Genomic DNA, 15,250 nt, shown 5'->3' on the forward strand with positions numbered 1-15,250 from the left:
CCGCTCACACCCTGGAGCCGCGCCCTTCGCCTGTCGAGAGAAACCTGATGACCGCCGCGCCCCCCCACACCCGCAACGTCGCCCTGGTGGCGCACGTCGACCACGGCAAGACGACCCTCGTCGACGCCCTGCTCCGCACCACCGGGGTCTTCCGGGCCCACCAGGACCTGGTCGACCGGGTGATGGACTCCAACGACCAAGAGCGCGAGCGCGGCATCACGATCCTGGCCAAGGCGGCCTCGGTCGTGTGGGGGGACACCAAGATCAACCTGGTCGACACCCCCGGCCACGCCGACTTCGGCGGTGAGGTGGAGCGGGCCCTGGCCCTGGTCGACGGGGTGGTGCTCCTCGTCGACGCCGCCGAGGGACCCCTGCCCCAGACCCGCTACGTGCTCTCCAAGGCGCTGGCCATGCGGCTGCCGACGGTGCTGGTCATCAACAAGGTCGACCGCCAAGACGCCCGCCCCGAGGAGGTCCTCTCCGAGGTCGAGGAGCTGTTCCTCGACCTGGCCCACGACGCCGACGACATCGACTTCCCGATCATCTCGGCCGTCGCCCGCGAGGCTCGGGCGATCGAGGGTATCGGCATGCCGCCCGAGGACGCCGACCTCACCCCGCTCCTCCAGGCCATCGTCGACAAGATCCCGGCGCCCGAGGGCGATCCCGACGGCCCCCTGCAGGCCATCGTGACCAACCTCGACGCCTCCGAGTACCTCGGCCGCCTGGCCGTGGGCCGGGTGGTCCGGGGCACCATGCGCAAGGACTCCCAGATCGCCCTCCTCGACGAGGAGGTGGCCGAGGGAGCCCCGGCGGTGGCCCGCAAGCCCTCGGCCCTGCTCGGCTTCGAGGGCATCAGCCGCATCGAGGTCGAGACCCGTTCGGTCGGTGACCTGTTCGTCCTGGGCGGCTTCCCCGAGGTCGAGATCGGCGACACCTTCGCCGATCCCGGCACCCCCGAGGCCCTGCCCCGCCTGAGCGTCGACGAGCCCGTGCTGCGGATGACCTTCGGCATCAACACCTCGCCCCTCGCTGGCCTGTCCGGCAAGTTCGTCACGTCCCGGCAGCTGCAGGAGCGCCTCGACCGCGAGGTCCTCGGCAACGTCTCGATCAAGGTCAACGAGACCACCACGCCCGACGTCATCGAGGTGGCCGGCCGGGGCGAGCTCCAGCTGGCGGTGCTCATCGAGTCGATGCGCCGCGAGGGCTACGAGATGCAGGTCAGCCGGCCCGAGGTGATCGTCAAGGAGATCAACGGCCGCCGCCACGAGCCGCTCGAGCGGGGCGTGATCGACGTCCCCAGCGACCACGTCGGCACCGTCACCCAGGCGCTGGCGCCCCGGAAGGGCATCGTCAAGGACCTGGCCCCGGGCGACACCAACCGGACCATCGTCACCTTCGAGGCGCCGGCCCGAGGCCTGGTCGGCTTCCGCGGCCAGCTGCTGACCGCCACCCGGGGCACGGCGCTGCTCCACACCCACCACGTCGGCTGGGTCGAGTGGGTCGGGGACCTGCCCCACCGCATGGGCGGGGCCATGCTGGCCGACCGCAAGGGCCCGACCACGGCCCACGCCCTCGACAACCTCCAGCTCCGGGGCGAGCTGTTCGTCGGCCCCGGCGAGACGGTCTACGAGGGCATGGTCATCGGCGAGGCGTCCCGCGGCGGCGACATGGTCGTCAACGCCGTGCGGGAGAAGCAGCAGACCAACATCCGCACCCACAGCCACGACGACGCGGCCAAGCTGGCCCCGCCGAAGGTCCACACCCTCGAGACGGCCATCGAGTGGATCGCCGACGACGAGCTGGTCGAGGTCACCCCCGACGCCATCCGCATCCGCAAGCGGATCCTGGCCGAGCCCGACCGGCGCCGCCAGAACAAGAAGTCCGTCACCGCCACGGCGTAGGGACCGCCGGGGTCAGATCCCTTCCGACCAGACGACGACGGGTGGGGTGGTGACAGACGGTCGGATGGGGTCTGACCCACTCCGACCAGCGAGACGGATCAGTCAGGGGTTTCGCCGATCGTCGTCAGGGCGGTCGCCAGCGCGGCGCGGAGGCGGCGGGCGGTCGCCGGGGCGAGGTGGGCGGCGACCCGCTCGGTCGTGCCCGGGACCTCGAGCACGAGCTGCACCCGCAGGTCGTCGATGCCCTCGACATCGTCGACGAGGGCGACGATCCACCACGCCGGAGGGGTGTCCTCCTGGTCCTCGGGATCGGCCGGGTGATCGTCCCACGCGCTGTCGATCGACTGCTTCACGGCCCCCATGGAAGCGCACCGGGACATCCGGGGAGCCCCACCCGGCCCGCCCGGCCCGGAGATCACCGCGCCAACAGGGCTGGTGTGGTGGGCTTGGCGTCCCGCCGGTGGGGCGGGAGACGAGACGTGGAGGTGCCGTGGCCCCGAGCCATCGAGGACGAGACAGGGGTGCCGGTCCGGCCGTGATGGTCGGCATCCTCGGGGTGCTCGTCGTCGTGGCGCTCGCCGTCGCAGCTGTGGTGGTCCTCACCCAGGACGACGAGGGCGGCGGGGGCGGCGGAGGCGGCGAGCGCGAGGCGGCCACCGCCGCCGTGGCCCGCTTCGTGGAGGCGGTCAACGCCGGCACCCCCGGCGAGGGTGGGACGGTGCAGCCGGCGGCGGAGGTCGACGCCGCCTTCACCGCCCTCACCGAGGGCCTCGGGACGGTGACGGTGGAGGCCACGGCCGGCGACGTCAGCCTGGCCGAGGACGAGGACAGCGCCACCGCCCCCCTCACGGCCGTCTGGAGCGTCGAGGGGGCCACCTGGGACACCAGCGGCACCGTGACCGCCACCATCGCCGGCGCCGAGGGAGAGCAGGGCGAGTGGAAGGTCCTCTGGGACGTCGCCGCCCTCGACAACCGCCTGCGCGCCGGGGACTCCCTGTCGGTCACCCCCACCCAGCCGGGCCGGGCGCCGATCCTCGACGGTGCCGGCGAGCCCCTCGTCGCCCCGACGCCCGTGGTTGTCGTGGGCGTGGTGCCCGGCGACGTCCCCGACACCCTGGCCCTGGCCGACGAGCTGGCCCGGCTCCTGGACCTCGACGCCGCCGAGCTGGCCGGCCGGATCGACGCGACCCCCGACGACCAGTTCCTCGAGATCATCACCCTGCGGCGCAGCGACTACGACCCGATCCGGGACCAGCTCCAGCCCCTCCCGGGCACCCGTTTTCGGGAGGAGGAGGCCCTGCTCCCGCCCAGTCGCACGTTCGCTCGTCCGCTCCTGGGCACGGTGGGGCCGGCCGACGAGGAGGACGTGGCCGAGTCCGAGGGCCGGCTCGAGCTCGGTGAGCCCACCGGCCAGGGCGGCGTCCAGGGCCGCTACGACGAGCAGCTGAGCGGGACGCCAGGGCTCGAGATCCGGGTCTCGCGCCCGCCCGCCGACGCGCCTCCCGACGGCTCGAGCTCGACCGCGACGACGGAGCCGGCGCCGCCCACGGTCGAGACGCTCGAGCAGATCGACCCGACCCCCGGCACCCCGGTGCGCATGACGCTGGACCGGGCCGCCCAGGAGGCGGCCGAGGCCGCCCTGGCGGGCGACCCCCGCCTGACGGCCCTGGTCGCCGTGCGGGTCAGCACCAGCGAGGTCCTGGCCGCCGCCACCGGCCCGACGGGCAGTGCCCAGAACATCGCCTTCAACGGCCAGGTCGCCCCCGGCTCGACGTTCAAGGTGGTCTCGTCGCTGGCGCACATCCGCCGGGGCCTCACCCCGGACCAGATCGTCCCCTGCCCGGCGACGGCCACCGCCGGGGGCCAGCCGTTCCGCAACGCCGGTGGCTTCGTCCTCGGCGACGTGCCCTTCCGCGAGGATTTCGCCGCCTCGTGCAACACCGCCTTCGTCAACCTGTCGGCCGACCTCGAACCGGGTGACCTCGGCGCCGCCGGCGCGGCGTTCGGCCTCGGCGCCGAGTGGGACGTCGGCCTGGGCTCGTTCAACGGCTCGGTGCCGCCGTTCGAGAGCGCGGCCGAGGCCGGTGCCGCGTCGATCGGCCAGGGCCGGGTCCAGGCCAGCCCGCTGAGCATGGCGATGGTCGCGGCGACGGTCGCCGCCGGCCGGTGGAAGGCGCCCCGCGTCATCGCCGAGCCGGCCGCCGAGGACCCGCCGGCCGAGATCCCCCTCGACCCGACCGAGGCCGGCTTCCTCCGGGACATGATGCGCGCCGTGGTGGTCGACGGCACCGCCACCGGCTCGCTCGGGGGCCTGCCCGGCGAGGTCTTCGCCAAGACCGGCACCGCCGAGTTCGGCAGCGGCGAGGACCTCCAGACCAACGCCTGGATCATCGGCTGGCGCGACGACGTCGCCTTCTGCGTCTTCGTCGAGGGCGGAGCCGGCGGCGGCAGCGTCGCCGGCCCCATCGCCGCCGCCTTCCTCAACGCCTACGGAGGCTGAGCGAAGCGAGGCCGACCAGACAGGCAACGGAGGCTGAGCGAAGCGAGGCCACCAGACAGCGAGGCCACGGAAGGTGCCTGGCACCATCCGTGGCGGGGCGCGGTGGTGAGCCCGCAGCGTTGCGGACTCACCGGGGGTCGGCGTATCAGGCGGCGAGGGCCCGTCGGTCGACGGGCTGGGATCGTCGTCTCCGTCCGTCGGGGGTGGTGACGATGACGGTGGCGTCGGGTCGGAGCTCGATGGTCCAGCCGGGGCGGTGGACGACGCCGTGGTGGTACCGGCACAGCAGGACCAGGTTCCGCAGGTTCGTCGGTCCTCGGTGGGCGATCCACTCGGCCACGTGGTGCCCGTCGGTCCGATGGGCAGGCCGGTCGCACCCCGGGAACCGGCACCCGCGGTCTCTGATGCACAGCGCCTGGAACAACGGCGCCGGGATCGTCCGGGTGGAGCGTCCGTAGTCGAGGACGGTGCCGTCAGCGCGGGTGATGACCCGGTGGATGTTCGCATCGCAGGCCAGCTGTCGGGCGGCCTGGGCGGTGATCGGTGTGCCGTCGTCGAAGCACCCCTGCCCTCGGCCCTCGATCAGGTTCTCGAGGCCGATGGTGATGTTGATGTGCGGGCGGTGCCGTCCGCCCTTGTGGTCGGACTGGTGGTCGAGGAAGTGGGTGAAGATCTCGGCCAGCGCGTCGTGGCGGCGTTGGGCGGGTGTCCGCTCGTCGTCCTCGCCCTTCTTGCCCATGACGAGGCGGAGCGCGGCCTGGGCGGCGTGGAAGGCCTCGGGTTCGAGGTTCGCGTCCAACCGCCCACCGTTGAGCGTCGGCGACAGGTGCGCGGACCGGTCCGGGTCCGGTTCGCCTTCGTGGCCGTCGTCGACGATCTCCTTGGCATGGGCGGCCCAGGTCTTCATCGCCACAACCGCCCCGGCCACGTCGAGCTCACCCAACACCCGGACGAGGTGGTCCTCATCCGATTGGAACAACGGGGCGGTGCGGTCGTTGAGGTTCGCCACCACCGCGGCGACATGCCCCCCGGACACTGATCCGTCGAGCCACGCCGTCTGCAGGATCGGGAGGTGGCCGAGGCGTCGGGCGGTCTTGGCCATCCGTTGGGCGTCATGAGCGGTCATCCGCCCCTTGACCCGCAGCCAGGTCGCCATGGTGGGGCACCCGTCGGCGGTGTCGTACTCGTTGGTGGCCTCGAAGGACCCCACCGCCTGGAAGATCTTGGCGTCGAGGCGGTCACGCAGGAAGAGGGCTTCTTCGAGGGCGTCGCCGTCGACCGGGATGTCCAGGTCATCGATGGTGGTGGCGAGCGCCTCGAACATGACACCCATGGTACCCGGCAGACGGGAATCGAACCCCACAAGCCCAAGAAATCCAGGCATCTCTGGGCTCCTGTGTCGCCGTGTGAGGCGCGCAGGTCGGTTGTGGTCAGTTGGCCCGCAGACGACGATGAGACGCTCAGAAGGCCACACAGCGGCAGACCGGGAACGGCACCAGAACCCGCCTGCCGCAGGGCCCACCGAATCGCAGCGACTCCACCAGCCCGCGGCTCCGGACGCACCGCCGCCCGGTATGTCGCGCCGACGCTGGTCGGCACGGGCCACGGAAGGTGCCGGGCACCATCCGTGGCGCAGGGCGGCTAGCGGCGGCGGACGGCGGGGTGGGGGAGGAACGTGGTCGCCCCCCGGGCCTCGACGTACTCGACGAGCATCCGAAAGGCGGTCCGGCTGGTCATCTCGATGATCTCGTCGCGCATCTCGACGTAGACCGGTCGGGCGCCGTCGAAGGCGCCGGGCTCGGCCGTGCACCACCAGTGGAACTCGAAGCCGCCCTCGCCCCAGTCCCGGCGCTTCCACTCCCGGAGCGTCGAGGTGACGTGGCCGTAGGCGTCGGTCTCGTCCACGCGGCGCAGGGGCACCTGCCAGCACACTTCGGGCTTCCAGTCCATGAAGCGCTCGCCGGAGGCGACCGCGGCCTGGTGGAGGGCGCAGCCGGGCCCGGCCGGGAACCCGGGGCGGTTGAGGAAGATGCAGGCGTCGTCGACCAGGCGGGAGACGATCTCGCCGTCCTTGTTGACCTTGATCGGCCCGCCCCGCTTCTTGGCCGTCTTCTTGAACTGCCACTGGTCGGCCGTCATCCGCTCGGCCATGGCCTCGACGTGGGCCCGGTCCTCGGCGCCGGTGAAGTGGGCGCCGTAGGAGCAGCAGCCCTGGACCATCTCGGGGGCGGGGCCGTCGAGGATGCCGGGGCAGCCCTGGCCGAAGATGCAGTGCCAGGGGCTGGTCAGGAACGAGACGTCGAAGACCCAGGTGCGGTCCTCGTCGGGGTCGTCGAAGGAGACGTACTCGTGGAGGTCCTCGGGGGGGCGACGGCGGGCCACCGATCGACCCTACCGGCGCACGGCGGGCGCTCGGTCCACCGGACCCGCCCGCTCAGAGGTCGATGCGGTCGGCGACCTCGCCCCACAGGTCCCGCAGGGCGAGGGAGGCGAGGCTGCGGGGGGCGGCGATGACCGTGGGCACCTGCTCCATGGGCATGCGCTCGACCGCCGACGAGACGGGGACGGCGGAGGCGAGGAAGCGGCGCTCGGTCCGGACCTCGTCCATGAGCTTGCGGTGGAGGGGCTTGCGCCGGTCGACCAGCGACAGGAACGGGGCCAGCAGCTCGGGCGGCGCCCCCAGGTCGTCGATCACGTCGGCGAAGCGATCCAGGGCGCGCAGGTCGAGGGGGGCGGGGACGACCGGGACCAGCAGCAGGTCGACCGAGCGCACCAGGACCTCGGTGGCGGGGCCGACGCCCGGGGGGCAGTCGACGAGCACCACGTCGTAGTCCCGGGCGACGGCGCTGAGGATCCGCTTCAGCGAGCGGCGGGGCTTGCGGTTGCTGCTGACGATGACGTCCGCCTCGCGGAGGCTGACGTCGCCGGGGAGCACGTCGAGACGGTCGATCGAGCTGCGGCGGACGGCCCCGGACAGGTCCCGGTCGCCGCCGAGGAGGCGCTGGGCGCCACCCCGCAGCTTGGGCTTGACGCCCAGGCAGGCGGTGGCCCCCGCCTGCGGGTCGATGTCCCACAGGAGGGTCCGGTGCCCGGCGGCGGCGGCGAGGGCGGCCAGGTTGACCGCGGTGCTGGTCTTCCCGACGCCCCCCTTGAGGGCGGTGAGGGCGACGGACTGCACGGACCGAGCATGGCATGATCGCCCCCGTGGCCGGCGAGTTCGACGAGATCCGGGGGCGGCTGGAGGTCATCGCCGAGGAGCTGGCGGACCTGGCCATCGTGCGCCTGCGCGAGTCGATCGACGCCGGCGGCCACGAGCTGCCGGTCGACGAGAAGCGCCTGACCCGCGCCCGCCGGGCCGTCGAGAAGGCCATCGGCCTCCTCTCCGAGCCCGACGACACGCTGTAGCCCTCGAACCTTGTCCGGAACCCTGCCGAGGAGGGGGACTTCCGGACAAGGTTCGGCTCAGGCGGCGTTGACGGCGCGGACGAGGTGGTGCAGCCCGGCCATCTTGAACACGTCGAAGTGCAGGGCGAGGCGGGGGAGGTCGACCACGTCGTCGTCGGAGCGCTCGGGCGGGAAGGGGTCGGCCCGCTCGATGCGGCCCGACGTGCACAGGTGGGCGAACCGTCGGTTCAGGTCGTCCAGGGCGGCATCGCTCACCGGGGTCGTCATCCGGATCACCAGCCGGTCGCCGACCCACCGGATCGAGTGGTAGCGCCGGTAGAAGCCGGTGATCAGCTCCGACGCCACCGCCACGTCGTCGGTCAGGTCGGCCAGGTCGATGTCGTGGGGGCTGATGTAGCCGCCGGCCTCGACCTCGTCGCGCACGAACCTCGTCCAGCCGTGCCAGTAGGTGCCGCCGGGCTCGTCGAGCAGGACGACGGGGGCAGGGACGGCCTTGCCGGTCTGCTGGAGGGTCAGCAGCTCCAGGGTCTCGTCGAGCGTGCCGAAGCCGCCGGGGAGGGCCACGAACCCGGCCGACTCCTTCATCAGCATCAGCTTGCGGGTGAAGAAGTACTTCATCGTCACCAGCTTCGGGTCGCCGGTGATGACCTCGTTGGCGCTCTGCTCGAACGGCAGCCGGATGTTCACGCCGATCGAGCGCTCGACGCCGGCGCCCTCCATCCCGGCGAGCATGATCCCCGGTCCCGCCCCGGTGATGACCATCCACCCGGCGTCGGCCAGCTGCTTGGCGACCTGGCGGGTCTGCTCGTAGAGGGGGCTGCCCTCCTTGGTGCGGGCCGAGCCGAAGATCGTGACCTTGGGGACGTCGCGGTAGTCCGCGAAGAGGGCGAAGGCGTCGCGCATCTCGGCGATGGCGGCCCGCACGATCTTGAGGTCGAGCCGGGCGGTGTCGTCGCGGCCGAGCCGGGCGGCGGACCGGATGATGTCGCGGACCAGGTCGGCGTCGGTCGGGGGGTCGACGGCGTCGACCAGGGCGGCGATGGCGTCCTCGACGTGCTGGTCGAGGTGGGCGCCGAGGGCCTGCGCCGTCCGCGTCGTGCCGAGCGCGGCGGCCGTGGGGGGAGGGGCGTCGGTGCTCATGTCCGGGTCAGCCTCCCACGACCGGCTCGGGGACCTCCACGGGTGGGCTCCCGACCCCGCCCTCGGTCGGCTCGTCGTCGCCGGACGCCAGGACGAGGGTGAGCACCACGGCGGCGAGCATCGAGAGGGCGACGAGGACGGCGACGACGACCAACCGACGGGTGGGCAGCCCCGAGGGCGCCCGGCGATCCGGCGGCGCGGTCCGGCTGGACCTGTCCTCGGCATCGCCCACGGCGCCGGACGCTACAGGGGACGGCGCCCGGTGTCGCTCAGGGGAGGCTGTCGGCGCCGAGGACCACCACGATGTCCGCCTCGGCGGCGGCGGGCGCCTCGCCCAGCGGCTCCGCGGGCCGGGCCTCGACCGGGGCGTCGGGGAAGCCCAGCAGGTCGGCGATGGAGGCGGCGTCGGGCTCGAGCTCGGGCAGGGCGACGTACACGGTCGTCGTCTCGACGGTGTCGGTCAGGGCGTCGGACCGCTCGGTCTCGTACCCGGCCTCGTCGAGGCGGTCGCCGTTGTCGGCCGCCCACCCCCGCTGCGGGGTGCCGTTCAAGACGACGACGCTCACCGACGCCGGGTCCTGGGTCACCGGGGGGGCGGCGGTGGTGGTCGGGGCCGTGGTCGGGGGACCGGCGGCGGTGGTGGGGACGACCGACCCGCCCCGGGGGCGGTCCCGCTCGACCCGGTCGACGAGGAGGTAGGTGCCGGCCACGAAGGCGAGGACGACGGCCAGGACCAGGCCCAGCCACAGGACCCCGCCGCCGCGGCGGCGGGCTCTCGGCGGCCCCACCGGGGCCGACGGTCCGGGGGGCGGCGGGGGCGGGGCCGGCTCGGCCGCCGGCGCGGGGAGGTCCAGCTCGTCGCGGAGGAACCGCACCGTCTGGTCGTCGTCACCCACCTCGTCGGACGCTACTGCGCCCCACCGCCTCCGCCGCGGACGTCAGACCGGGGTGGGGGTCACCGGCTCGTAGAGGGTGGTCCGCTGGGCGAGGGTGCGGCCGAGGGGCTCGACGATCGCCCGGAAGCCGTCCTCCTCCATGCCCTGGCCGTGGGACGCCCCGGCCGAGCGGGAGATGGTCTCGTCCATCAGCGTGCCACCCAGGTCGTTGACGCCGGCCTGGAGGAGCTGGCGCACGCCGTCGGCGCCCAGCTTCACCCACGACGCCTGGATGTTGTCGACGAGACCGTCGTAGGCGATGCGCGCCACGGCGTGCATGAGCACGCTCTCGCGGAACGTCGGACCCCGCCGGCTCCGCTTCTGGAGGTAGAGCGGGGCCGCCATGTGCACGAAGGGCAGGGGCACGAACTCGGTGAAGCCCCCGGTCTCGGCCTGCAGGTCGCGGGTGCGGATGATGTGGCGGGCCCACGAGTCGGGCGCCTCGACCGATCCGAACATGATGGTGATGTTCGAGCGCAGCCCGACCTGGTGGGCGGTGCGGTGCGCCTCCAGCCACTCCTCGGTGTCGATCTTGTCGGGGCAGAGGATCTGGCGGATCGGGTCGTCGAGGATCTCGGCCGCCGTGCCCGGCAGCGTGCGCAGCCCGGCGTCCATCAGCCGGCGCAGGTAGTCGGCCAGGGGCTCGCCGAGGCGCTTGGCCCCCTCGGTGACCTCGAGGGCGGTGAAGCCGTGCACGTGGATGCCGGGGGCGGCCTCCTTCACGGCGCGGGTGACGTCGATGTAGTAGTCGCCGTCGAAGCTGGGGTGGATGCCCCCCTGGAGGCAGACCTCGGTGGCCCCCAGGTCCCACGCCTCCGTCACCCGGCCGGCGATGTCGTCGAGGGTGAGGAGGTAGGGCGTGCCCCGCAGGTTCAGCGAGCGGGGCCCCTTGGAGAAGCCGCAGAACCGGCACTTGAAGGTGCAGACGTTGGTGTAGTTGATGTTGCGGTTGCGGACGAAGGTGACCTCGTCGCCCACCGCCCGGCGGCGCAGCTCGTCGGCCACCTCGGCCACGGCGTTCACCTCGCGGCCGCGCGCCGCGAACAGGGCGACGATCTCGTCGTGGCCGACCTGCTCGCCGGCCGCCACCCCGTCGAGCACCTCGCGCACCGGGCCCCCGACGGGGGCCGACGGGCCGGGCACGAGCCGGGGTGGGTGGACGTCGGCGCCGGAGTACCACTGGGTCGAGCGCCGGCCCACCAGGACCACCTCGGCCCCGTCGCCCACGTTGCGGACCTCGCCGACCTTGTTCGGGTACACGGCACCGGGGTCGTCGCGGGCCAGGCCCTCGGCGTCGGCCCGGTCCATGACGGCGAAGCGCAGGCCCTCGTCGAGCCAGGTCTCGGCGGCGCCGTCCTGCACGTAGCGGGGGTGGACTGTCAGCCGGGGCGCCAGCTGGCGCCCGGTGGCCTCGGTGGCGGCCCGCAGGGCGTCGAGGTGGGGCCAGGGCCGCTCGGGGTTGACGTGGTCGATGGTGACCGGCGAGACGCCGCCGAAGTCGGACACGCCGGCGGCGAGCAGGGGGGCGACGTCGTCGGCCAGGTTGGGCGGGGCCTGGACGTGCACCTCGGGCGGGAGGATCAGGCGGGCCAGGGCGATGGCCCGCTGGTGGTCCTCGGGCGGGCAGGGCGGGTGGTCGCGCATCGCCGTGCCCGGCTTGGGCAGGAAGTTCTGGACGATCACCTCCTGCACGTGGCCGTGGCGGCGGTGCGACGCGGCGATGGCCTCCAGGGCCTCGACCCGGTCGGCCTCGGTCTCGCCGATGCCGCAGAGGATGCCGGTGGTGTACGGGATGCGGAGCTCGCCGGCGGCCTCGAGGGTGGCCAGGCGCCGCTCGGGGGTCTTGTCCGGCGCGCCCCGGTGGGCGGCCAGGTCGGCGCGGAGGGTCTCGACCATCATCCCCTGGCTGGGGCTGACGGCCCGGAGCCGGGCCAGCTCGTCGGCGGGCAGGGCGCCGGGGTTGGCGTGGGGGAGCAGGCCCGTCTCCTCCAGCACCGCGGCCGCGGCGGCGACGAGGTAGTCGGTGGTCGACGCGTAGCCGTGCTCGTCGAGCCAGGTGCGGGCCGACGGGTAGCGCTCCTCGGGGGCCTCGCCCAGGGTGAACAGGGCCTCGTGGCAGCCGGCGGCGGCGCCCCGGCGGGCCAGGACGAGCACGTCCTCGAGGTCGAGGTAGGGCGCCTCGAGCCGGGCCGGGGGTTGGGCGAAGGTGCAGTAGCCGCAGCGGTCGCGGCACAGCTTCGTCAGCGGGATGAAGACCTTGGGCGAGAAGGTCACCCTCGTGCCGTGGGCGGCGTCGCGGACGCTCCCGGCGCGGGCGATCAGCTCGGCCGTGGGGAGGCTCGAGAGGTCGGGCACCGCGGCAGGCTACCGGCGCGCCGGCCCGCTCCTCGCGCCGGCGCCACCCGTTCGGACGAGGACGCTCCTCGAGGGCCCACCGGGTGAGGTGAGCCGTCCCCGGCCCCCTCCGCCGCCGCCGGGAGCAGGGGTACAGTCGGGCTCGTCGGTGAGCGACGGCACGAGGGAACGGGCGACCTGGATGGCAGACGAACGACCTGGGGGAGCCCCCGGCGGTCCACCGCCGACGCCGGCCATCGCCGCCGTGCCGCTGCCTCCCGGGTACGTCGTCGTCGAGAGGCTGGGGTCCGGGGGGTTCGCCACGGTGTGGCTGGCCGAGCAGGGCCGCCTCGGGCGTCGGGTCGCGGTCAAGCTCCTGGGGGAGAGCCTCGACGACTCCGAGCGCGAGCGTCGCTTCATCGCCGAGTGCCGGGCCATCGGCCGCCTGTCGGGCCACCCCGCCGTCGTCACCGTCCACGACGCCGGGACCACCGAGGACGGCCACCCGTACCTGGTGATGGAGCACCTGCCCGGCGGCTCGCTGCACGACCGGCTGCGCCAGGGTCCGTTGCCGTGGCCCGAGGTGCTCGACGTCGGCGTCCACGTGGCCGACGCCCTGGCCGCGGCCCACGAGGCCGGGATCCTCCACCGGGACGTGAAGCCGGCCAACGTCCTGCTCGACGAGAACGGCTCGCCCAAGCTGGGCGACTTCGGCATCGCCCGGCTGTCGGAGGGCGCCAACACGGCCACCGGCGTCCTCGTGGGGACCATCCCGTTCACGCCGCCGGAGGTCCTGTCGGGCCACCGGCCCGAGCCGACCGCCGACGTGTGGGCCCTGGGCGCGACCCTCCACACCCTGCTGGCGGCCAGGAGCCCCTTCGGCGGGAACGGGGAGGAGCCGCCGGCGGCGACCATCGCCCGGGTGCTGCGGTCCGAGGCGCCGCCGCTCGGCCCACAGGTGCCCGCCGCCCTGCGCGACCTGATCACGGCGACGCTGCGACCCGACCCCGGGGACCGCCCCGACTCGGCCCGGGCCGTGGTGGAGCGGCTCCAGGCCATCCAGGCCGAGCGGGGCCTGCCCGTGACGCCGGCCCGCTCGACCCGCCGGGCGGCGCCGACGACGCCGACCGGCTTCACCGACGCCACCGCCGTCGGCCTGCCGGCCCTGCCGGCGACCGGGCCGCCCGGGACCCCGCTCCCCGGGCCGCCGCCCCCGGAGGCGACGCCACGACCGGCGGGAGCGACGCCCCCGCCGCCCCCGCCTCCGCCGACCCCGCCTCCGCCGACCCCGCCGGGACCGGCTCGGGGCCAGACCGCCCCGGCCGACCCCGACCCCGCGGCGGCGACGGTGTTCGCACCCACGCTCGGGCCGGGGCCGGCCCCGGAGCCGGGAGGCGCCTCGCCCGCCGATCCCCCGACCGTCGTCGGGGCGCCCGGCGGGGGCCAGGCGGCCGACCCGCCGGCCCCCGGGGCCGCGCCCGGCGCGCCCCCCGGGATCGAGGGGGCCACCTCGGTCCTGCCCGTCTACGACCCGTCCGTCCCACCCCCGGGCCCGGCCGGGCGGCCGGGGCCGCCCGCACCTCCGCGCCCGCCGGGTGCGGCCGGTCCGGGGCGGGCGCCCCGCAAGGCGACCGCCCCCGTGCTCGTGGGCCTCGCCGTCGCCGTGGTCCTGCTGCTCGTCGCCGGTGTGACCGCGGCGCTGGTCCTGGGCGGGGACGACGACGGGGGCGGCGAGACCGACACCACCGACGAGCCGGGCGGCACGACCGGGCCGAGCGGGCCGGAGGACACCGACCCCGGGACCGTCGACTCGCCGCTGGGGGCGACGCTGGCGGTGCCCACCGGTGTCGCCGACGAGCCGGTGCCGGGCTGGGACGTCGGCGCCGAGTGCGGCGAGGGGGCGTCGTGCTCGATCGGGACCGTCGGCGGAGACGTGGTCTTCGTGCGCTCGACGGGCGAGACCACGGCGAGGGTGGCCCGTCTGGCGGCGAGCGACGGCGCCGAGGTGTGGGCCCACGACATCGACGGGCTGGCCGGCGGGGTGGGCCTGGCCCTGCTCGGGGACCTGGTGGTCGTGTCGAACACGGTGGACGAGATCCGCACCTACCGGGCCTTCGACCCGGGCGGGCAGCGGTGGGAGGTCGCCGTCGAGCAGGGCCTCCGGCCCGTGTTCCAGAACCCGCAGTCCTCGGACACCCACGCCGTCATGCTCCTCGCCAACATCGGCGAGTACCTGGTGATCGACCTGGCGACCGGCACCCAGCAGCAGGCCGCCGGCCGGGTCCTGGCCACGGACAACCGCAACGTCTACGTCGCCGACGGGGACCGGGTGGTGGCCCGGAACCTGGCCACCGGGGCCGAGACCTGGGTGGCCGAGGGGGTGGTGTCGGCGGCGCCGGAGCCTCCGACCCTGCCCGCCTGGCGCTACGGGGTGGTGGCCCAGGGCTTCCTCCTCACGGCGACGGCCGACGCGCTGGTGGCCGTCAACACCGAGAGCGGCGCGGTCGCCTGGTCCCAGGAGCTCTCCACCGCCGAGACGCCGATGGGCCGGCCGTACGCGGTGTGGGCCGTCGGCGGCACCGCCATCGTGGGGACCGAGGGCGGCGACCTCGGCATCGACGTGGCGTCCCAGGAGCTCCTGTGGCGGACGCCCCGCGAGCGGCTGGTGCTGACCCCCGAGCACGACCAGGCCGTCATCGACACCGCCATGGGCGGCCCGGTGTGGGTCGGCGACGCCGGGCGGCTGGTGGCCGGTCACACCGGCGTCGGCCTCCGGGTGCTCGACGTGACCACCGGCGAGGTCCTGGAGTCGGTCACCCTCGATCCGAGCGGCGGGCGATCCTCGGTCACCTACTTCGCCGGTGGCCTCGTCGTCCTCCAGGGAGGCGTGGTGACGGCCTACTCCCAGCAGGACCTGTCGGTGCTGTGGGAGAGCACCGCCCACCCGGAGGCCACCGACGTGGCGGCCGTCGACGGTGGCCTGGCCGTGCTCGACCCCGCCGGGGTCCACCTGCTCGCCGCCCCCTGATCGACCT

The 15,250-nt window shown here is 74.4% G+C and carries 12 protein-coding genes; 4 read left to right on the forward strand and 8 right to left on the reverse strand.

The features are described from left to right. The first annotated feature begins 47 nt into the window (after window positions 1-47). The gene (typA, locus tag HC251_RS10825; RefSeq protein ID WP_219945294.1) at window positions 48-1,901 is read left to right on the forward strand and encodes a translational GTPase TypA; all 1,854 of its coding nucleotides are present in this window, start codon (window positions 48-50) and stop codon (window positions 1,899-1,901) included. A 98-nt stretch (window positions 1,902-1,999) separates the two neighbouring features. On the opposite strand, the gene HC251_RS10830 is transcribed toward typA, so the two are convergent. Further along, window positions 2,000-2,254 carry a hypothetical protein gene (locus HC251_RS10830; RefSeq protein WP_219945295.1) on the reverse strand — a complete coding sequence of 85 codons (255 nt, stop codon included), beginning with the start codon at window positions 2,252-2,254 and terminating at the stop codon, window positions 2,000-2,002. Between the two features lie 185 nt (window positions 2,255-2,439). Here HC251_RS10830 and HC251_RS10835 point away from each other — a divergent pair, with 185 nt between their 5' ends. Continuing rightward, window positions 2,440-4,401, forward strand: a complete 1,962-nt coding sequence (locus HC251_RS10835) for a penicillin-binding transpeptidase domain-containing protein (protein ID WP_255566722.1) — start codon at window positions 2,440-2,442, stop codon at window positions 4,399-4,401. A gap of 145 nt (window positions 4,402-4,546) precedes the next feature. Here HC251_RS10835 and HC251_RS10840 read toward each other — a convergent pair whose 3' ends face one another. The 3 genes from HC251_RS10840 to HC251_RS10850 form a co-directional block, all read right to left on the reverse strand. Further along, window positions 4,547-5,725 carry an HNH endonuclease signature motif containing protein gene (locus HC251_RS10840; protein WP_219945297.1) on the reverse strand — a complete coding sequence of 393 codons (1,179 nt, stop codon included), beginning with the start codon at window positions 5,723-5,725 and terminating at the stop codon, window positions 4,547-4,549. 317 nt (window positions 5,726-6,042) lie between these two features. Further along, entirely contained in the window at window positions 6,043-6,783 is a 741-nt protein-coding gene (locus tag HC251_RS10845; RefSeq protein WP_219945298.1) for a hypothetical protein, read from the reverse strand. Window positions 6,784-6,835: 52 nt separating this feature from the next. After that, window positions 6,836-7,579: a ParA family protein gene (locus HC251_RS10850; RefSeq protein WP_219945299.1), complete on the reverse strand. Its 744-nt coding sequence runs from the start codon at window positions 7,577-7,579 to the stop codon at window positions 6,836-6,838. Between the two features lie 14 nt (window positions 7,580-7,593). On the opposite strand from HC251_RS10850, the gene HC251_RS10855 reads away from it, so the two are divergent. After that, window positions 7,594-7,806, forward strand: coding sequence for a hypothetical protein (locus HC251_RS10855; protein WP_219945300.1), 213 nt, complete (start codon window positions 7,594-7,596; stop codon window positions 7,804-7,806). A 57-nt stretch (window positions 7,807-7,863) separates the two neighbouring features. Here HC251_RS10855 and HC251_RS10860 read toward each other — a convergent pair whose 3' ends face one another. From HC251_RS10860 to HC251_RS10875, 4 genes are read right to left on the reverse strand one after another with little or no spacing between them, the layout of a single operon-like run. Then, complete coding sequence (locus HC251_RS10860; RefSeq protein ID WP_219945301.1) at window positions 7,864-8,946, reverse strand: LOG family protein; 1,083 nt, start codon at window positions 8,944-8,946, stop codon at window positions 7,864-7,866. 7 nt (window positions 8,947-8,953) lie between these two features. Beyond that, window positions 8,954-9,178, reverse strand: a complete 225-nt coding sequence (locus HC251_RS10865; RefSeq protein WP_219945302.1) for a hypothetical protein — start codon at window positions 9,176-9,178, stop codon at window positions 8,954-8,956. 37 nt (window positions 9,179-9,215) lie between these two features. Next, complete coding sequence (locus HC251_RS10870) at window positions 9,216-9,842, reverse strand: LytR C-terminal domain-containing protein (protein WP_219945303.1); 627 nt, start codon at window positions 9,840-9,842, stop codon at window positions 9,216-9,218. 42 nt (window positions 9,843-9,884) lie between these two features. Beyond that, window positions 9,885-12,236, reverse strand: a complete 2,352-nt coding sequence (locus tag HC251_RS10875) for a bifunctional FO biosynthesis protein CofGH (RefSeq protein ID WP_219945304.1) — start codon at window positions 12,234-12,236, stop codon at window positions 9,885-9,887. 244 nt (window positions 12,237-12,480) lie between these two features. Here HC251_RS10875 and HC251_RS25990 point away from each other — a divergent pair, with 244 nt between their 5' ends. After that, complete coding sequence (locus HC251_RS25990) at window positions 12,481-15,243, forward strand: protein kinase (protein ID WP_219945305.1); 2,763 nt, start codon at window positions 12,481-12,483, stop codon at window positions 15,241-15,243. The last annotated feature ends 7 nt before the right edge of the window (window positions 15,244-15,250 follow it).

It is taken from the genome of Iamia sp. SCSIO 61187, assembly GCF_019443745.1.
Taxonomy (GTDB): Bacteria; Actinomycetota; Acidimicrobiia; order Acidimicrobiales; family Iamiaceae; genus Iamia.